This window comes from Pseudomonas sp. Leaf48 (assembly GCF_001421885.1).
Classification (GTDB): Bacteria; Pseudomonadota; Gammaproteobacteria; order Pseudomonadales; family Pseudomonadaceae; genus Aquipseudomonas.
Genome location: NZ_LMLH01000032.1, coordinates 1 through 18,608, shown reverse-complemented (window position 1 = coordinate 18,608; position 18,608 = coordinate 1). Strand labels below are relative to the sequence as shown.

General features: G+C 62.1%; 18 protein-coding genes and 1 pseudogene. 12 read left to right on the top strand and 7 right to left on the bottom strand.

Translation table 11 applies throughout. The annotated features are described in order from the left end of the window. Positions 1-11: 11 nt before the first annotated feature. Positions 12-1,160: an amine dehydrogenase large subunit gene (locus ASE98_RS23100; protein WP_060543630.1), complete on the bottom strand. Its 1,149-nt coding sequence runs from the start codon at positions 1,158-1,160 to the stop codon at positions 12-14. Positions 1,161-1,631: 471 nt separating this feature from the next. After that, positions 1,632-3,104: a PAS domain-containing sensor histidine kinase gene (locus ASE98_RS23095; RefSeq protein WP_060543629.1), complete on the bottom strand. Its 1,473-nt coding sequence runs from the start codon at positions 3,102-3,104 to the stop codon at positions 1,632-1,634. Positions 3,105-3,456: 352 nt separating this feature from the next. On the opposite strand from ASE98_RS23095, the gene ASE98_RS23090 reads away from it, so the two are divergent. The 9 genes from ASE98_RS23090 (at position 3,457) to feaR (ending at position 11,399) form a co-directional block, all read left to right on the top strand. After that, the gene (locus ASE98_RS23090) at positions 3,457-4,620 is read left to right on the top strand and encodes an acyl-CoA dehydrogenase family protein (RefSeq protein ID WP_060543628.1); all 1,164 of its coding nucleotides are present in this window, start codon (positions 3,457-3,459) and stop codon (positions 4,618-4,620) included. Positions 4,621-4,650: 30 nt separating this feature from the next. Then, positions 4,651-5,022: a hypothetical protein gene (locus ASE98_RS23085; RefSeq protein WP_060543627.1), complete on the top strand. Its 372-nt coding sequence runs from the start codon at positions 4,651-4,653 to the stop codon at positions 5,020-5,022. Between the two features lie 3 nt (positions 5,023-5,025). Next, the gene (locus ASE98_RS23080; protein ID WP_060543626.1) at positions 5,026-5,517 is read left to right on the top strand and encodes a nuclear transport factor 2 family protein; all 492 of its coding nucleotides are present in this window, start codon (positions 5,026-5,028) and stop codon (positions 5,515-5,517) included. Then, the gene (locus ASE98_RS23075; RefSeq protein ID WP_060543625.1) at positions 5,514-6,662 is read left to right on the top strand and encodes an amidase; all 1,149 of its coding nucleotides are present in this window, start codon (positions 5,514-5,516) and stop codon (positions 6,660-6,662) included. The genes ASE98_RS23080 and ASE98_RS23075 overlap by 4 nt, the downstream gene beginning before the upstream one ends. A gap of 23 nt (positions 6,663-6,685) precedes the next feature. Next, entirely contained in the window at positions 6,686-7,969 is a 1,284-nt protein-coding gene (locus ASE98_RS23070; RefSeq protein WP_060543624.1) for an aromatic ring-hydroxylating oxygenase subunit alpha, read from the top strand. Then, positions 7,966-8,466: an aromatic-ring-hydroxylating dioxygenase subunit beta gene (locus tag ASE98_RS23065; protein ID WP_060543623.1), complete on the top strand. Its 501-nt coding sequence runs from the start codon at positions 7,966-7,968 to the stop codon at positions 8,464-8,466. The genes ASE98_RS23070 and ASE98_RS23065 overlap by 4 nt, the downstream gene beginning before the upstream one ends. A 10-nt stretch (positions 8,467-8,476) precedes the next feature. Beyond that, positions 8,477-9,217 carry an SDR family NAD(P)-dependent oxidoreductase gene (locus ASE98_RS23060; protein ID WP_060543622.1) on the top strand — a complete coding sequence of 247 codons (741 nt, stop codon included), beginning with the start codon at positions 8,477-8,479 and terminating at the stop codon, positions 9,215-9,217. Positions 9,218-9,374: 157 nt separating this feature from the next. Then, positions 9,375-10,325, top strand: a complete 951-nt coding sequence (locus ASE98_RS23055) for a PDR/VanB family oxidoreductase (RefSeq protein WP_060543621.1) — start codon at positions 9,375-9,377, stop codon at positions 10,323-10,325. Positions 10,326-10,478: 153 nt separating this feature from the next. Continuing rightward, positions 10,479-11,399 (top strand): transcriptional regulator FeaR, encoded by a 921-nt coding sequence (feaR, locus tag ASE98_RS23050; protein ID WP_060543620.1) that lies wholly within the window; start codon positions 10,479-10,481, stop codon positions 11,397-11,399. 434 nt (positions 11,400-11,833) lie between these two features. Here feaR and ASE98_RS23045 read toward each other — a convergent pair whose 3' ends face one another. After that, on the bottom strand, positions 11,834-12,463 hold the full coding sequence (locus ASE98_RS23045; RefSeq protein ID WP_060543619.1) for a response regulator transcription factor: 630 nt from the start codon (positions 12,461-12,463) through the stop codon (positions 11,834-11,836). A 259-nt stretch (positions 12,464-12,722) separates the two neighbouring features. Here ASE98_RS23045 and hpaC point away from each other — a divergent pair, with 259 nt between their 5' ends. After that, complete coding sequence (gene hpaC / locus ASE98_RS23040; protein ID WP_060543618.1) at positions 12,723-13,232, top strand: 4-hydroxyphenylacetate 3-monooxygenase, reductase component; 510 nt, start codon at positions 12,723-12,725, stop codon at positions 13,230-13,232. A 1,012-nt stretch (positions 13,233-14,244) separates the two neighbouring features. Here hpaC and ASE98_RS23035 read toward each other — a convergent pair. The 4 genes and pseudogenes from ASE98_RS23035 to ASE98_RS23030 all read right to left on the bottom strand — a co-directional run. Next, a pseudogene (locus ASE98_RS23035) lies at positions 14,245-14,505 on the bottom strand (methyl-accepting chemotaxis protein); the annotation flags it as partial. Continuing rightward, entirely contained in the window at positions 14,453-14,590 is a 138-nt protein-coding gene (locus ASE98_RS26735; RefSeq protein WP_156465543.1) for a hypothetical protein, read from the bottom strand. The pseudogene ASE98_RS23035 and the gene ASE98_RS26735, both read right to left, overlap by 53 nt. Beyond that, positions 14,591-14,713 (bottom strand): hypothetical protein, encoded by a 123-nt coding sequence (locus tag ASE98_RS27505; protein WP_269084482.1) that lies wholly within the window; start codon positions 14,711-14,713, stop codon positions 14,591-14,593. It lies immediately after the preceding gene. Positions 14,714-14,767: 54 nt separating this feature from the next. Next, positions 14,768-16,090, bottom strand: a complete 1,323-nt coding sequence (locus ASE98_RS23030) for a hypothetical protein (RefSeq protein ID WP_060543616.1) — start codon at positions 16,088-16,090, stop codon at positions 14,768-14,770. A gap of 311 nt (positions 16,091-16,401) precedes the next feature. Between ASE98_RS23030 and ASE98_RS23025 the strand changes: the two genes are divergently transcribed. Together ASE98_RS23025 and ASE98_RS23020 are read left to right on the top strand one after the other, a co-directional pair. Beyond that, positions 16,402-16,791, top strand: coding sequence for a c-type cytochrome (locus tag ASE98_RS23025; protein ID WP_060543615.1), 390 nt, complete (start codon positions 16,402-16,404; stop codon positions 16,789-16,791). Positions 16,792-16,931: 140 nt separating this feature from the next. Then, complete coding sequence (locus ASE98_RS23020) at positions 16,932-18,422, top strand: aldehyde dehydrogenase family protein (protein ID WP_060543614.1); 1,491 nt, start codon at positions 16,932-16,934, stop codon at positions 18,420-18,422. Positions 18,423-18,608 lie beyond the last annotated feature (186 nt).

Below are 18,608 nucleotides of genomic sequence, written 5' to 3'. Positions count from 1 at the left end.
GGCCGAACCTCTTAGTAGCTCAGGACCTGAGTCGCGGTTTTTGCGACTTTAGGCATGCTGCCGGCGAGCTTGTTGGTCTTGAGGTCGAAGATCTGCAAACCACCTTCCACGTCGGTGCCCAGCAACAACGGTTTGTCATCGCCGGTGGCCTGCATGCTCCACACCGGAGCCGGGGCTTCGAGGGTGGCTATTTTCTTGTGAGTCTTGAGGTCGAACGCCCAGATCAACGGGCTCGGGTCTTCCCACTTCATTGCTTCATGGGCGTCGTGCATCAGCACGTACAAGCGATCCAGCTTCGGCGCCACAGCCATCAGTTGCCAGCCACCCGGTGCCCATCCGGCTTTCTTTTCTTCGTCGGTGGTCAGCGACCAGGCCGGCAGGATCTTCGGCGCGTCGCCGGAGAAGTCCACCCCACGCACGGTGCCCGTGGTGGTGGTGAAGTAGTAGGTGTCGCCGACGTTGACTGCGCGCTCCACCAGCTTTTCCGCGTTCGGGTCAAAGAACGGCGTGCGGCTGCGCGCGGTTTCCTGGCCCTGGTCGTTGAGGGTCAGTACTTGCAGGCTGCCGTCGCCACACAGCGAGGCGAAGCGGCGGTTGCCGATCGGGTAGATAAGCACGCAACCGGGAATGGCGATTTCCGTGGCGACGGCCTTGGCCTGGGTGTCGACCACCGTCACCGAGGTCGACGGGGTGAAGTTGTAGACGTAGACGAATTTGTCGTCGCCGCTTGGCTTGAGCGAGTAACGCTGGGTCAGCGATTCGGCGCGCTTGTTCGGGATCAGCACTTCCCAGGCTGGCGACAGGGTCGAGCTGTCCCAGGCGGTCAGCACGTCGGTGCGGGTGCCACGGGTACCACGGGAGTACCAGATGTCCGCACTGTAGAGCGTCTTTTTGTCATGGCTGAGGGTCGACGGCGCAGCGAAACCGGTTGGCACCATGCCGAGGATGCGCTTCTGGTCCGGGTCGACTACGGTGACACGGCCGGCCACGAAGCTGTCGAACTCGACGTCGATGACGAACGCGCGGTGAGCTTCTGGAGGGAACGCCAGAACAGTCTGGCCGATCGTACCGGCGGGCAGATCCGCGTGGGCACTGTTCAAACCGAGTACAAGCAGGCTCAGGCCAAGCGCTGACTGTACGGAGATCCTGTTTGTTCGCATAAGGGGAACTTCCTGAATTGTTGGTAACGCGGATCGCGGGTGCTTTGGCAGATTCTTGCCATTGAATTCTGCCTCGCCCGGCAATCGGGAGAATTGCTGTGGCTGCCAACTGTTTGTGTGTCTGTGCCAGTGTCATGAAACTGGCTGGTCAGCCTGATAGGGCGGGGGCGGGCGTTCGTGCAGAGAAGGTACGAAAGTGAAAGCTGTGGCGAGGGGGTTTGCCTTAGGGGCTTGTGGGGAAGGGACTTTCTGTGGCGAGGGGGCTTGCCTGTGGCGAGGGGGCTTGTCGGACCGCCGCACCGCCCCGTTCGACGGCGAAGCCGTCGCAGATTCAGGCACCTCGGTCTGTCGGAAGAGTCGTCGGGGGCCGCTTCGCGACCCAACGGGGCGGTGCGGCGGTCCGACAAGCCCCCTCGCCACAGGCAAGCCCCTCATCTCAGGGCAAGCCCCTCACCACAGCATTTGTGTAGCTCAGGCCAGGGGCAGGGAGAAGGTAAACACCGCCCCACACGGATCCAGGTTTTGCGCCCATATATCGCCGCGATGGCGGCCGATGATGTTTTTGCACAGGGCAAGGCCAATGCCGTTGCCGCTGACCTTGGACGAGAAGAAGCCGTCGAACAGCTTTTCTTGCGCCTGGGCCTGAATCCCGCGTCCGCTGTCTTCGATACGCACCAGCGCCGCCTCGCCGTCGCGGCTGGCATGAATGCGCAACAAACGTCGTTCTGCAGGCAGGTCGGCCATTTCTTCGATCGCGTTGAAGGCCAGGTTGAGGATCACCTGCCCGATCAGTACTTTCTCGCAACTCACCCGCAGCGGCCCGGGCGAGGTGACGACCTCCACGCGCACCAGACTCGGGTCGGCGCGCAGGCTGATGAAGTAGCGGGTTTCGCGCAGCAGCTCATTGAGGTCGACCAGTTCCTCGCTTTTCTCCAGCTTGACCACGTAGTCGCGCACGCTCTTGATGATCACCGAAGCGTGCTCAATCTGCCGCACCGCGCTCTGCAGGCCCCAGGTGACGCCGGGGTCGGCATCGGCAATGTTGCCCAGGCGGATCACCGCGCCTTCGATGAAGTTGCGTGTTGCCGCCAGGGGCTGGCTCAATTCGTGGGCGATGGCCACGGCCATTTCACCCATGGCGTTGTAGCGTGCCAGGTATTCGATTTTCTGCTCGCTGACCCGCCGTGCTTCTTCGGCGGCCACCTGCTCGGTGACGTCGCGGAACAGCAGCAGGTGGCCCACCAGGTCGTCCTCGATCTCGATGTAGCGACAGGTCGCGTCGTGCCAGCGCCATTCGCCGTCAGCGCGCTGCACCTCGTAGTGCACGCTGAAGGGCGCGTGCTCCGGTGTTTCCTGGGCGAACAGCTGCAGCAGGTGCTGGCGCGAAGTGTCGTCGCAGCTGTCGAGGAAATTCTTGCCCATCAAGTCCTGCACTTCGCTGTTGAGCAGGTGCGCGGCGGAGTCGCTGATAAAACGGATATCACCCTCGGGGCCAAGCACCGCCACGCCCTCGGCCAGATCCTGCATGAAGGCCTTGAGCCGGCTCTCGAAACGTTTGAGGTCGCGCTTGACCTTGTCTTCCCGGGAAATGTCGCGGAACTGCACCATCAGCACATCGCGGCCGTCCAGATGCACCAGGGTCGCCACCGCCTCGGACAGGATCTCCACGCCTTGCTTGGAGCGATAACACCACTCGATCGCCCGTTGCCCGGTGCGCGCGGCGCCCTCCAGCCAGCGCAGCCCCACCGAGCGCCGGTACTTCGGTGCATTGCGGGTCATGTCCGGGGCCTTGAGCGGCGTCAGTTCCTCCAGGGTAAAACCCAGCGCCGCCAGGGCGGCGGCATTGGCCCAGAGGATCTCTTTGGTGTGCGCATCGTGAAGGATGATGCACAGCGGCATGGCTTCGATCAGCGCATAAAAGTCATTCGGTTTTGGCAAATACATCGCACAGCCCTTGGCGGCAGAGGGTTACGACCGGTGATGTCGCAAGTATGGCGTTTTATACCTGCTGGCGCTCGGGGATGCGCTCAGAGGTAACCGGTGTCGGCCTAGGGGTTTTCTTTAGCTGTGGGGCTACACGCACCAATAGTTGCGCCAGGGTGCGGTTTTTACACTGGGTCCCAACGCAAAGGCACCCGCGGTGCTCTTTGTAGGAGCGAGCATGCTCGCGATGGACGTCAACGATAACGCGTCCTGTCTGAATGCCCGCGTTGTTCGGGCGTTCTTCGCGAGCATGCTCGCTCCTACAGAAAGCAACGGTGTAGCCCACTAACAATAAGCAAAACGGAGAAAGCCCATGCTGCGTTCAGCGGTTGCGCAACAAGACGCTCTGATCGGCGCTGACGAGAATATCGTCGACAGCCAGGCCTTTGCGCAGGTACTGGATGAAGTTCGCCAGCGTCGCGAAGAATTCGACGCCGTCTCCCATGTGCCACGGGACATGATCGAACGCTTCAAAGCGGTTGGCATCTACCGCGCCGCCACGCCGAAATGCTTCGGCGGCGATGCCCTGGCACCGGCGCTTTTCCTGAAGATGATCGAACGCATCTCCGAAGCCGACGGCTCGGCGGGCTGGGTTGCCAGTTTCGGCAGCGCTGGCGTCTACCTCGCCGCCTTGCCCCGCGAAACCCTCGCTGAACTCTATGCCGACAGCCCCGACCTGGTGTTCGCCGGCGGCCTGTTTCCGTTGCAACCGGCCGAAGCCGTCGAAGGCGGCTATCAGGTCAACGGCACCTGGAAGTTCGCCAGCGGCTGCAAGGGCGCCGACCTCCTGGGCGTGGGCATCGGTGCGGCGGGCGGCAAGCCGCGTACTGCCGTGTTCCGCCCGGAGCAAGTGGAAATTGTCGAGAATTGGGACGTGGTCGGCCTCAAAGGCACCGGCAGCCATGACCTGCGCGTGACCGACAAGCGCGTCGACGAGCGCTGGACCTTCATCCGCGGTGGCGCTGCAACCATTGATGAACCGCTGTTCCGCTACCCGTCGATTGCCTACGCCGCGCAAGTGCTGGCGGTGGTCAACCTCGGCCTGGCCCGTGCCGCCCTTGACGAAATCAGTCGTATGGCCGGCGGCAGCGGCATCACCGGTGCGCCGAAGATGGCCGACCGCGCCTATGTGCGGATCGAGATCGCCAAGGCCGAAGCCAAGCTCAGCGCCGCCCGCGGTTTCTTCTACAACACCACCGAGCAGGTATGGGACTCGATCCTGGCCGGCAACCCGGTGACCCCGGAGCAGACCAGCCAGTTGCGCCTGTCCGCGATCCACGCATCCCAGGCCGGTGCGGCCGTGGTGCAGAGCGCCTACAGCCTGGCCGGGACCACCGCGATCTACCTGCGCCATCCGCTGCAACGCTACCTGCGTGACTCGATGGTGGTGACCCAGCACGCCTTCCTCAGCGAAGGCCTGTACGACGGCGCCGGCTCGGTGTTCCTCGGCGTACCGCCGTTCCCGGGCTACATCTGATTTTTTCATCACTTATTCAAGGACACCCCCATGACCCAAGCTACCCAGGAACCGTTGCGCGTCGTCTTCTGCATCGGCATCACCCAGAACTTTTTCGACCTGCCTACCGGCGAAGGCCTGAGCGTGTGGAAAGGCTTCAGCCAGATGATGGGCGACCTCGGCGCCATGCCTGGCATCACCGTGCTCGGCGCGATGGATGACGACCGCCTGATGGTCGGCCCGTCCACCACGTCGCCCTGGACCGTATACATCATGGCCGACGTCGACTGCCACCAGTCGGTGATCAACGCCTGCAACCTGTTCCGCACCACCCCGGTCGGCGAGTACAGCCTGTGGCGCTACGCCAAGGTCGAAGCGCGCATCGGTCGTCCGCTGACTATCCCTGAAGCGGCACGGGTGTAAGCCATGGACGAGGCCTTGTTGCAGCGTCTGGCGACGCTCGAAGGGGAACTGGCGAAGCTCGTAGGGGAAGGCGCAGTGCGTCGACTGATGGCGCGCTACATGGACCTGTGCGATGTGCCACGGGCGCCGACCCACGTCAGTGACCTGGCCGGTCTGTTCACCGAGGACGCGATCTGGGAAGGCATCGGCAGCCAGACCGCGCAAACCTTCGGCCAGCACCATGGCCGCGAGGCTGTGGCGGCATTCGTCGGCGGTTACCTGCCACCGTCGGATCACTTCCGGCTGAACCTGCATTACCTCACCAGCGAGTCGATCCTGGTTGACGGCAGCGCGGGGCAGGGGCAGTGGATCATGCAGCAGATCTCTACCTATGCCGATGGCCGCAACGAGTTGTTCGGTACCCGACTGAACATCGATTTTCGCTGTGTCGACGGCGTCTGGCTGATCGCGCATTTCCGTACGCAACGCTTGTTCAACAAGGAGCTGGGCGCATGAGTACCTTCATCAGCGAATTCATCCTCGGTGGTAACGGCAAGCGCGTGGCGATCAAGGACTCCATCGACATCGCCGGCCACCCGACCCGTTCGGGCAGCCGGGCGTTTGCCGATGCGCCAGCGGCGACGAAAAACGCCGACGTGGTGGATGCGATTATCAACGCTGGCTGGCAGATCGTCGGCAAGACCAATCTGCATGAACTGGCCTTTGGCGTGACCGGCATCAACGACTTCACCGGCACGCCGATCAATCCGCAAGCGCCGGATCGTGTGCCGGGCGGTTCCTCCAGCGGCTCGGCGTCGGCAGTTGCCGCCGGCCTTGCAGACATCGCCCTGGGCACCGACACCGGTGGTTCGGTGCGGGTGCCGGCGGCGTGCTGCGGCATTGCCGGGCTGAAGCCGACTTACGGACGTGTCAGTCGTGCCGGCGCCCATCCGCTTCAATCCAGCCTCGATTGCGTCGGCCCGTTCGCCAGGAGCATGGACGACTTGATCGCGGCCATGCAGGTGATTTGCCCGGGTTTTGCCGTGCAGGGTATGCCCGGCGACGGCGCCAGAGTCGGCTTTCTCGAAGTGGCCTGCGATTCGCACTTGCAAGCCACCCTGGGTGCTGCCGCCGACCGTGCCGGATGGCGCCGCAGTCATCTGCACCTGAGCGAATTCGAAGCGGCATTCGCTGCCGGCCTGACCGTGATCAACTTTGAGAACTGGGCAGCGTTCGGTCACCTGACCGGCAAGGGCCTGATCGGCAGCGATGTCGAGACCCGGCTGTTGGCGGCCAGCCGCACCAGCCGTGAAGAACTGGCCCAGGCCGAAGCCGTTCGCACGCGCTTCACCCAACAGGTGGATTCGGCGCTGGAAGACTTTGCCGTGTTGCTGTTGCCAACGCTGCCGACCTTGCCGCCGACCCTCAGCGAAGCCCGCGCCGGCAGCAAGGCCGTGGCGGGCATGACGCCGCTGGTGCGGCCATTCAATTTAAGCGGTCACCCGGCGTTGACGGTGCCGGTGGAACTCGATTGCGGCGGGCTGAAAGTCGGCCTGCAAATCGTTGGCCGCAAAGGTCAGGACGAACTGGTCTGCGCCTTTGGTGCGCAACTTCAACACAGCATGGGCGGTATACCCGCCGACGCTAAAAACAAATCATAAAAAGAAGCCATGAGGAGAACCGCATGAGCACTCATGAATACCGGCTGATCGCGACGTCGAAAAGCCCCGACGACCTGGTGCAGCACGACCGCGTCGATGTCTCGCTGTACAACGACCCGGCGCTGTTCGAAGCCGAGCTGGAAAAGATTTTCTACCGCACCTGGGTGTGGGTCGCCCACGAAAGCGAAGTGCGTAACAGTGGCGATTTCAAGACCGCCACCATCGGCCGTCGTCCGGTGATCGTTGTTCGCGACAAGAAGAACAACATCAACGTGCTGGAAAACCGTTGCCGGCACCGTGGCGCCACCGTGTGCGAGAAGCACAAGGGCAATGCCACCGGTTTCACCTGCCCTTACCACAGCTGGTCCTATGGCCTGGACGGCAAGCTGCGCGCGCTGCCGTACCCGGACGGCTACGAAGGCATCCTCGAAAAGTCGGAATTGCCGCTGACCAGCCTGCGCGTGGAAAGCTACGCCGGCATGGTCTTCGCCAGCTACAACGACGAGATCGAACCGCTGGAAGACTTCCTCGGCGGCGCGAAACACTGGATGGACCTGTTCATGAAACAGGGCGCCGGTTACCCGATCAAGACCCAGGGTGAACACAAGTTCAGCTTCAAGGGCAACTGGAAGATCCAGCTGGAAAACACCACCGACGGGTACCACTTCCCGATCGTGCACAAGTCGTTCATGTCGTCGGTGGATGAAGAAACCTCGGAAATGCTCTCGTTCATGACCGACGAGCAGGCCGTGACCCACTCCCTGGGCAATGGCCACAGCGTGATGGTGATGGTGCCGGAGCACGTCGATCTTGACCACGACGACGGCACCGAACAGTTGCAGGAGCGCTTCGCTCACGTCACTGAAGAGCTGTCGAAAACCATGCCGGCCGATCAGGTCCGTCGCATCGTGCGCTCGTTGCACGGCGCCGGTTTCAACCTGAACCTGTTCCCGAACGTGGCGATGTCGATGTCGTTCTTGCGCGTACTGCGCCCGGTATCGGTCACCGAAACCGAGATCCGCCACGTGGCGCTCGGCATGGACGGCGGCCCGGAAATCGCCAACCGCGAACGCATGCGTATTCACGAACACTTCCAGGGCCCGTTCGGTTTCGGCAGCCCTGACGATGCCGAAGCCTGGGACCGTGTACAGCGCGGCTCGTACGCCGGCGTCGATGCGCCAATCCTGGTCAACCGCGGCCTGAACCGCGAAATCACCGCTGAAAACGGCGACAAGGTCAGCCACGCCACCGATGAAGGCGGCATGCGCGGTGCCTACGACATGTGGAAAAGGATGATGAGCCAATGAGCAATCAAGACACCCTGAACGGTTTTTCCGGCCCGTTGGCCCAGGCCATCGAATTCATCTGGCGCGAAGCCGAACTGCTGGATCACAAGAACTACGCCGAATGGGCGACCTTGTGGAGCGAAAGCGGCAAGTACATCGTACCGATCGATCCGGACACCGAAGACTTCGAGGCCACCCTCAACTACGCCTATGACGACGCGCGCATGCGTGACCTGCGTATCGAGCGCCTGACCGCAGGCTACTCGCCGTCGGCGGTGGATGCAGCGAAAACCATTCGCACGATCTCGCGTTTTCGTCTGGTGGAAGCGGCCGGCGACATCGTCGAGGTCAACTCGGCGCAGCTGCTGTATGCCTACAAGCGCGGCGTGCACACGCCGTTCGTGGCCGACCTGAACCACCGCATTCGTTTTGTCGATGGTGTGGCGAAACTGGAACGCAAGGTCGTGCGCCTGATCAACTCCACCGACAGCCTGAGCGCGCTCGGCTTCCTTTTGTGAGGGCAACATCATGAGTCGAGTAGCCCTTGTTACGGGAGCTTCGCGCGGATTGGGCGAGTGCATCGCCCGGCGTCTGCATGCAGCCGGTTATCGTGTTGCCCTGGCCGATGTGCGCCTGAACGGTGTGCAGGCGCTGGCCGCCGAGCTCGATGCCAGCGGCGCCACTGCAGTCGCCATTGAACTGGATGTGCGCAGCAAGGCGGACTTCCAGCGCGCCCGTGACCTGCTGGCCGAGCGCTGGGGTGGTACTGACATTCTGGTGAACAACGCGGGTGTTTCGAAAGTCGCGGCGCTGATGGACATCACGCCGGAAGAGTTCGATGAATCGATGGCGATCAACCTGCGCGGCACTTTCGTTGCCTGCCAGGTGTTCGGCGCGCATTTCGCCGAGCGTGGTTTCGGTCGCGTCGTCAACATCGCTTCCCTGGCCGGACAAAACGGCGGCACCGCCACCGGCGCGCATTACGCGGCGGCCAAGGGTGGCGTGGCGACGTTGACCAAGGTCTTCGCCCGGGAACTGGCACCGCAAGGCGTCACGGTCAACAGCATCTCGCCGGGTCCCCTGGACTTGCCGGTGGTGCGCGAAACCGTGGCCCCCGAGCGTCTGGAGCTGATCCTCAAGATGATCCCGGCCGGCACCCTTGGCGATCCGGCGTTCATCGCCGACAGCGTGTTGCTGTTGATCGCCGACAACGCGACCTCGGTGACCGGTGCGTGCCTGGACGTCAACGGCGGCTTGTTCATGCGCTGAGCAGCAGAAAAATGACCCCTGTAGGAGCGAGCATGCTCGCGATGGTCGTCAACGATGACGCTGGAAACCTGGCACCCCGTGGTGACCTCGGGTTCATCGCGAGCATGCTCGCTCCTACAAGGTGCAGTACCCAAAACAACAATATTCAGGTGATGCAATGATGAAGGTGAAGATCGAAAGGATCGTCGACGAAGCGCTGGATATCCGTTCCTTTCGCCTCGTGCGCAGTGACGGCCAGCCGCTCGACACCTATGAACCGGGCGCCCACGTCGACCTTACCGGGCCGACCGGTGTTACCCGGCAGTATTCGCTGTGCAGCCCGCCACAGGATCGCCGCGCCTATCTGGTGGCGGTGAAGAAAGAAGCGCAGTCGCGCGGTGGCTCACTGGCGCTGCACGAGCAAGTGGAAGAGGGCATGGAGCTGGAAATGGGGGCGCCACGCAACCTGTTCCGCCTCGACGAGACGGCCACTGAACACGTGCTGTTTGCCGCCGGTATCGGCGTTACGCCGCTGCTGAGCATGGCCTATCGCCTGGCTGAAAGCGGTCAAGCCTATCGCTTGCATTATTTTGCACGCTCTGAGCAGTACGCCGCCTTTACTCAGCTGTTGGCCACAAATTTTCCGGAAAATGTCGAGTTTCACTACGGCGTGGAACCGGCGGACCTGGACGGCGCATTGAGCGCCTGCCTGGAACGCGCAGGCGGCGCGGCCCATGTCTACACCTGTGGCCCGGCACCGTTCATGAACAAAGTGGTGGAAGTGGCCGCGCGCACGCGCCCGGACGACGCCATTCACCTGGAGCACTTCGCTGCCGACCCGGCCGCCAACAGCGCGCCGACGGGCAGCTTCGAAGTCGAGCTGGCCAGTTCCGGCGTGGTGCTTCACGTCCCGGCCGACAGCAGCCTGGTGGATGTGTTGCAGGCCCACGGTTGCGACATCGACACCGAGTGCCGCGAAGGCATCTGCGGTACCTGCATAGTCGAGGTGCTCGACGGCCTGCCGGAGCACCGCGACAATTGCCTTTCCAACAAGGAAAAGGCTTCCAACAAGCAGATTTGCGCCTGTGTATCCCGGGCGCTTTCCGCTCGTCTGGTATTGGACATTTAACTCAATGGAAAGCTGGAAAGCTTGCGCCGGAGCCTGTTGAATGGGCGCCCGGCGGCCATCGAGGGAGGCGATGGCGGTAAACGAGACAGATTTGACCGAGCCGGTCGACGAAGCGGTCGGAAAATAACAAGAAAAACCTGAGGCTTTGCGGACATGATTACAGCATCGACGGTGCGCAATGAAGCGTTCGAAAGTTGGTTGAACCAGGTAAACCAGGCCTGTGGGCGTTTCGACGCGCGGGCGCTGGACACCGACTTCTATGGTGAACTGACGGAGTTTCGCAGCGGAGCGATCAGCCTGAGTGTGGTCGACATGGCGCATGTGCATCTGTACCGCACCAGCAAGGACGTCAGCACCAGCAGCGACGGCCACTTCTACGCGGTGTTCCAGATGCGCGGCAGTTCTCAGCTGGAGCAGGGCGACAACCGCGCGCAACTGGGCTGTGGTGACATCGCCCTGATCGATGCCAGCCGTCCGAGCGACATGACCTACAACGAAGATTCGCGACAACTGTCGCTGATTTTGCCGCGTCAGGTGGTCGAGCGTGGCTCGCACTTCAATGCCGTCAACTGCGCCACGCGCATTGGCGCCAGCAGCCCGCTGGCCGCGATGGCCAACAAGCTGGTGCTGGACACCCGGCGACAGGAAGGGCTGGACATGCAGGAAAGCGAGGCGGTGCTCGACGCCCTGGCCAGCCTGCTGCTGCCGGGCATCAGCGCCCGCGACAGCGGCGCAGACGCCCACGAACGACAATTTCGCAAGATCATCGCGTTCATCGATGCGCACCTCAGCGACGAGGAACTGTGCCCGGAACTGATTGCCCGTGAGGTTGGGATTTCCGTGCGCGGCCTGTACCGGATGTTCTCCAAGCGCGGCCTGGTCGTGGCGCAATACATCAAGCACCGACGCCTGGATTTCTGCGCGCAAAACCTGCGCCGCGCCGACGTCGAACAGAAGCTCTCGGCACTGTGTTATGCCTGGGGTTTCTCCGATTCCAGCTACTTCTCCTCGGCGTTCAAATCACGCTTTGGCGTATCGCCGGGCGCGTATCGCAAGCGCTATAGCCATAACTGACTCGCTTCTATAGACGATCTTCAGTTAGCGAAAAAATCTGCGAACGGCCACAAATCCCCCGTTGGAGCGGGCTTGCCCGCGAAGGCGGCGTGTCAGTCGCCGGTGATGCTGGACGTGCCGGCTTCTTCGTAGGAGCGCCGCCCCGAGCAAACCCGCTCCCGCATGGATTTTTCGCCGTACACAGCTTTGTGTTCGCTGGAGTTCCCCTGTGGGAGCGGGCTTGCCCGCGAAGGCGGATTGTCAGTCGCCGGTGATGCTGGATCTGCTGGCTTCTTCGTAGGAGCGCCGCCCCGAGCAAGCCCGCTCCGGCATGGATTTTTCGCCGTACACAGCTTTGTGTTCGCTGGAGTTCCCCTGTGGGAGCGGGCTTGCCCGCGAAGGCGGAGTGTCAGGCGCCGGTGATGCTGGATGTGCCGCAAGTCTTGGGGGTAATGTCAGTGCCGCGCCGGCTCATCCCCAGGCAGGTGCAGCACTTCGCGCACCAGCATGGCGATGCTGCTGACGCCCATCTTTTCCTTGATCTTGGTGCGGTGTACGTCAACGGTTTTGACGCTGATGTCCAGCTCCCGGGCAATCACTTTGCTGGCCTTGCCATCGATCACCAGCATCAACACTTCGCGTTCGCGAGCCGTCAGCAGGGCCATTTTGCCTTGCAGGCTCTGACGCTGCGCCTGATCGGCCTGGGCATGCACCGCGGCTTTGAGCGCGGCCTGGATGCGGTCGATCATCTGCTGTGGGTTGTAGGGCTTCTCGACGAAATCCAGCGCGCCGTTCTTCATCGCCGTGACCGACATCGGAATGTCGCCATGGGCCGAGACGAAAATGGTCGGCAAACTGCTGCCGCGCTGGTTGAGGATTTCCTGCAACTGGAAGCCACTGGTTTCCGGCATGCGCACATCCAGCACCAGGCAGGCGGGCTGCGTGGGATCGTATTGGCTGAGGAACTCTTCGGCGCCGGCAAAGCACTGCGCCTGCACGCTGACAGACTCCAGCAGCCAGGCCAGCGAGGTGCGCAGGTCTTTGTCGTCGTCAACGATGTAAACAATCGGTTTGCGGGTTTGCATCTGGGGCTGCCACGGAAATTTCTAATTATTGTTTTCCCACGCGAGTCGCGCGGCGCACTTAGGCTGAACTATTGAAGCCAGTTAGAAGAATACCTACTGTGACCGGTGCTTGCGATAAAGAAACCACCTAGTCGACTAGCGGAAAGCCAACCTCGCCATGGGGATCGTCGCAATGGTTGCGGCGCGTGCCGGGCCTTAGTCTTGTTCCATCACCTACGGGCCGCGCCACAGCGGCCCTCCTGAAGGAAGGGGCACCGACATGGCCGACCTGAGCCAGCAGCAAATCGACTTTCGCAACGCCATGGCGCAGCTGCCGGCGGCGGTGAACATCATCACCACCAACGGCCCCGGCGGACGTTGCGGCATCACTGCCAGCGCCGTGTGCTCGGTGACGGACTCGCCACCCACGGTGCTGGTGTGCGTCAACCGCAACAGCGCCACCCACGACGTGTTCCGCACCAATGGTCACCTGTGCATCAACGTGCTGTGTGGCGAGCAGGAAGAGCTGGCCAAGCACTTCGCCGGCATGACCAAGGTGCCGATGGCCGAGCGCTTCGAATGGGACCTGTGGGACGATGGTGCCGCCGACGTGCCGGTGCTGCGCGATGCCTTGGTCCAACTGCAAGGACGCATCAGCGAATGCAAGGAAGTGGGCTCGCATTCGGTGTTGTTCGTCGAGCTGACTCAGGTCGGCGTGCGTGAGCCGCGCGATAGCCTGGTGTATTTCAACCGCTTGTTTCATCGCGTTGAGCATGCCAGTGCGGCTTGATTGAGTCCGCGTTATTGTTCATCGCGGGGGATCGACCCACCGCAGTAGCACAGGTCATGGATCGTTCCCTGGCTCCTACAGGGATCGCCGTTGAACAGAGGATTTGTGCACGACACAGATCCACTGTAGGAGCGAGCATGCTCGCGATGGCGGTGTGTCAGGTGCCAGAAGTGTTGGATTTGCCGGCCCCATCGCCGGCAGGCCGGCTCCCACAGGGATCGCCGGTGAACCAGGATTTGTGCACGACACAGATCCACTGTAGGAGCGAGCATGCTCGCGATGGCGGTGTGTCAGGTGCCAGAAGTGNCGCCGGCAGGCCGGCTCCCACAGGGATCGCCGGTGAACCAGGATTTGTGCACGACACAGATCCACTGTAGGAGCGAGCATGCTCGCGATGGCGGTGTGCCAGGTGCCAGAAGTGTTGGATTTTCCGGCCCCATCGCCGGCAGGCCGGCTCCCACAGGGATCGCCGGTGAACCAGGATTTGTGCACGACACAGATCCACTGTAGGAGCGAGCATGCTCGCGATGGCGGTGTGTCAGGTGCCAGAAGTGGAACGCATTGGCGGTCAGACGCTACTCAACNAGGGATCGCCGGTGAACCAGGATTTGTGCACGACACAGATCCACTGTAGGAGCGAGCATGCTCGCGATGGCGGTGTGTCAGGTGCCAGAAGTGTTGGATTTGCCGGCCCCATCGCCGGCAGGCCGGCTCCCACAGGGATTGTCGGTGAGCACTGAAATTGTGCACGACAAAAACCCACTGAAGGAGCGTAATGCTGTTCACTTAAGCGGGTGCACACTTTGTGGCGAGGGGGCTTGCCCCCGTTGGCTGCGAAGCAGTCGTAAAACCATTACACGCGGTGCTTCTGATAAACCTCGGTGGCAGGTTTTGGGGCCGCTCCGCAGCCAACGGGGGCAAGCCCCCTCGCCACAAGTGTGTGCCCCAGCTTAAGTGAACAGCATTACACTGAAGGAGCGAGCATGCTCGCGATGGCGGTGTGTCAGGCACCTCAGATCCGAAAGCTGCTCACCAACTGATTCAACCGCCCAGCCTGCTGCTCCAGTTCAGTACAAGCGTGCAATGTTGCCTGCAAATTCTCCACGCCTTGCTGGTTGAGGCTGTTGATCCGGGTGATGTCGACGTTCAAGGCCTTGACCACGGCGGTCTGCTCCTCGGTGGCGGTGGCGGTGGCGGTGGCGACGGACTGGTTGACGTTGTCAATCTCGCCGATGCGCTGGGTCACGCTGACCAGACGGGTGCCGGGTGCGTTGCACTTGCATCGCCTGCATTTCCCCCAGTGCCTGCATGTGCTCGCTGGCGGCGTTGGCGAGCATGTCGCTGCTGGCTTGGGTCACTTACAGGCTGCTGCGGTGGCTCTGGTACAGCGACAATCCCATCAGCAGACCCACGACCAGCAGCAGGCAGAGGCCGGCGAGCAGGGTGATCTTGCTCTGGATCGTGAGGAATTTTCTGTACATTGGAAAGGCCCTTTTCCAGAGGGGCAGCGGATGCGCCACTGCCCCCGTACTGACTTAGAAACCGGTGGCGAATACCACCTGGCTGTAGAGGTTCTGGTCGTTGTTACCCAACTGGGTACCACCGTTTTCAGCGCTCTTGTCCGGCTGGTAAATGCCGATCAGCGGCATCACGGTCAGGTGATCGTTGACGTGCCATTCGGCGTACAGATCCACTTCGTGACCATCGGTGTTGCCCAGGTTGCGATCGATGGTGTCGAAGTCGAAGTACATGACACCGACGTTGAGGTTCTCCAGCGGGGAGACCTTCACGGTCAGGTTCTGAATGCGCGAGTTGCTGTTGAACGGCCCGGCGTAGTTGCCCGCCACTTCGCCCTGGAACCAGGTGCCGTAGCCACGACTGAAACCGTAGAACAGTGTGTCGTAGCCTTCGGAAAAACGGCTGTAGCGGTAGCTGGCGCTCGGTGTCCAGATCGCGTCGGAGAAGGTCCAGCCAGCTTCCAGGTACCAGGCGTCTTCGCTGTCGGTGTGGGGCTTGTCCTGCTTGGCGTATTCACCGGACAGGAACAGGTCTTTGACCCCGGCATTGCCCGTGGCGCGCAAGCTGTAGGTTTTCATGCCGTCGCGTTCAAGCTGGATCGGCGAGGCGTATTGCTCGTCGACGTCGGTGGTGTCGATGTAGGTCAGGCCAACGGTGCCGGCTTCGGCCACGTGCTCCAGGGTGCCGACGTACATTTCGGTCATGGCCTGGGCGCGGTTGTTGGACTTCAACCACATCAGGTCGCTGCGCCAGCCTTCCTTGCCGCCGATACGCAGCACGGCGGTTTCGTCGAAGGCCTTGCGCGCCGCCAGGTAGTAGGCGCCGCCGCGATTGAATTCTCCATCGGCCAGGCCTTTACCCATGTTCAAGGCATCGCCCTGGATCAGGAAGCCATCGCCGACCACGATGTTCTGGCGGCCGAAGGACAGGTCGATGCCGTCACTGCCCAGCCCTTCGAAGAGGTCGGCCGAGCGCCAGCCGAGGTAGGCGTCTTCGAACTTGGTGGTGCGTTCCGAACCATCGCTGAAGCCGGCGGCATCGCCGTCGCCCCAGGTGCCGGAGCTGAGCATGTTCGCCGCGCCATAACCGGTACCCACGCCCGCCAGGCCTTGGTCGAAACTCAGACCGTATTTGATGTAGCCCTCGCGCCACGACGAGGAGCCTTCGGCTAGACGGCCGGAGAGGGCGTAGTTTTCCTGGCTGTGGAACACGCCGAATACCGCTTCCAGAGTGGCATTGAGGTGACTGTCGTCATCGGCGTAGAGTTCGTAGGCGCAGGCCTGGCCAGCGCTGATCATCAGCGCGAGTGTCGACAGGCGAAGCAAGGGGGACTTGAGCATGGCATGACATCCGTTCTTGTTCTTGAGCGCAGGTTTGCGGTCTTTTTAGATACTAAGGCGCGACTTTTTTTCGTCCTTTGCCCTGTTTGCCAATTAGTTGGTTGTGCATGCCAGATTGATGGCTGTGTGACAGCGCGAGAATGTTTTGAGCCGTTTGGCAGCCCGGCCAACACAACTGGCACGCAGGGCAAATCCTGCCCGCCTGCGACCACCGACAATCCCTACCAACCTGCCGAAGCACCGTGCCTCGGCATTTTTAGTGTTGGCGCTCGTCTGCTGGCGAGCGCGCGGATTTTCAAGGTCGCCTTCCTATGTCCACGTCGCTGCGTTTGCCCCTGCTCGGTTTGCTCTCGTTCACCCTGGCCCAGGCTGTTGCCGCCGCCGAGTGCGCCCCGGACACCCGCCGTGGTGCCGAACTGTTCGCCAATGAATGCAGTGTCTGCCACGCGGTGACCAAGGGCACCAAGGGAATGATGGGACCGAACCTGGCCGGTGTGTACGGGCGCAAGGCTGGCTCGCTGGGCGGTTTCAGCTACTCCCAGGCCATGCGTGACAAAGACGTCAACTGGCAAGCCGAGAGCATCCAGCAACTGATCACCCAGCCTCAGGCCTACGTGCCGGGCACTTACATGCCGTACATGGGCCTGGCATCCGCCGACGACCGTGAGGCCGTGGCCTGTTTCCTCAAAGAACAACACTGATCAGGCGGATGTGCGCCTGAACAACTAACCAGCCCCCTGTAGGAGCTGGCTTGCCAGCGAAGACGGCCTTGAATTTTGCACCGTCCGTCAAGACGCATTCGCCTGCAAGCCGGCTCCTACATCTGAATGAAAGGTGAATTATGAGCAACGTTGAAATCCTGCCCCAGGTTGCTGCTTTTATCGAACGTCGTCATGGCTGCTTCATTGACGGCCAGTGGGTATTTGCCGAAGGCGACAGCATTGCCGTGGTCAACCCGGCCACCGGGCAAACCCTGTGCGAAACCCTGGATGCGCCGCTGGAAGTCATCGAGCAGGCCGTGCAGTCCTCGCACAAGGCGTTCAAATCCGGTGTGTGGTCGAGCCTGCGTCCGGCGGACCGTGAACGCATCCTGTTGAACTTCACCCGCCTGGTCGAAGAGCACGCCGAAGAACTGGCCCAGCTGGAAACCCTGAGCCAGGGCAAGTCGATCAACATGGCCCGCGCGCTGGACTTGAACGCCACCGTGGAATTCATGCGCTACATGTCCGGCTGGGCGACCAAGATCGAAGGCCAGACCTTCGACGTGTCGATCCCGCTGCCGCCGGGCGCCAAGTTCACTGCGTTCACCAAGCGTGAGCCGGTGGGGGTGGTGGTCGGCATCGTGCCGTGGAATTTCCCGCTGCTGATTGCCGCCTGGAAGCTGATGCCCGCACTGGCCACCGGTTGCACGGTGATCATCAAGCCGGCGATGGAAACCCCGCTGACGGCCATGCGCCTGGCTGAACTGGCCCTCGAAGCCGGCATTCCGGCCGGCGTGTTCAACGTGGTCACCGGCGGCGGTGCCTCGGTCGGTGGCGTGCTGACCAAACACCCGCTGGTGAGCAAAGTGTCGTTCACCGGTTCCACCGCGGTGGGCAAGAGCGTCGGCGTGGCGTGCATGGAAAACATGACACGTTTTGCGCTGGAGCTGGGCGGCAAGAACCCGATGATCGTGTTGGCCGATGCCGACATCGAAAAAGCCGTGCAGGGCGCGATCCTCGGTGGCTTGCTCAACAACGGCCAGGTTTGCGCAGCGGCTTCACGTTTCTACGTGCATCGTTCGATCCACGACAAGTTCGTCGAAAGCCTGGCGGCGGCGGTCTCGGCGATGCCGATCGGTGATGGCATGAACTGCGACGCCGCGATCAACCCGCTGGTGTCGCGCAAGCAGCAGCAGGGTGTGCTCAAGCACATCGAACTGGCTCGCCAGGAAGGTGCGCGGGTGGTCTGCGGCGGCGAATTGCTGCAAGGCGACGGCTTCTTCGTGCAGCCGACCATCCTCGTCGACATCGACCACAGCATGGCCGTGGCCCGTGAAGAAGTGTTCGGACCGGTACTGGGTGTGATGCCGTTCGATGACGAAGACGCAGTGATTGAACTGGCCAACGACAACCGCTACGGCCTGGCGGCCAGCCTGTGGACCAACGACCTGGGCAAAGCCATGAACCTGGTGCCACGCATCGAAGCCGGCACGGTATGGGTCAACGCCCACGTCCTGCTCGATCCGGCCATGCCGTTCGGTGGCGTCAAGCAATCGGGCATGGGCCGCGAGTTCGGTCGCGCGGTGATCGAGGCTTACACCGAGCTGAAATCGGTGTGCATCGCGCATTGAAACAGTAAACACCCATGCCCCCTGTAGGAGCGAGCATGCTCGCGATGAGGCAGGTACAGTCAACACCCTTGTTGGCTGAAACTCCGCCATCGCGAGCAGGCTCGCTTGTATGGTAGGACTTGAAGGGAGGAGGAGGGACAAGGCTCGATTCTGACTGTTGACGCAGTACAGACCGTGGGAGATTTC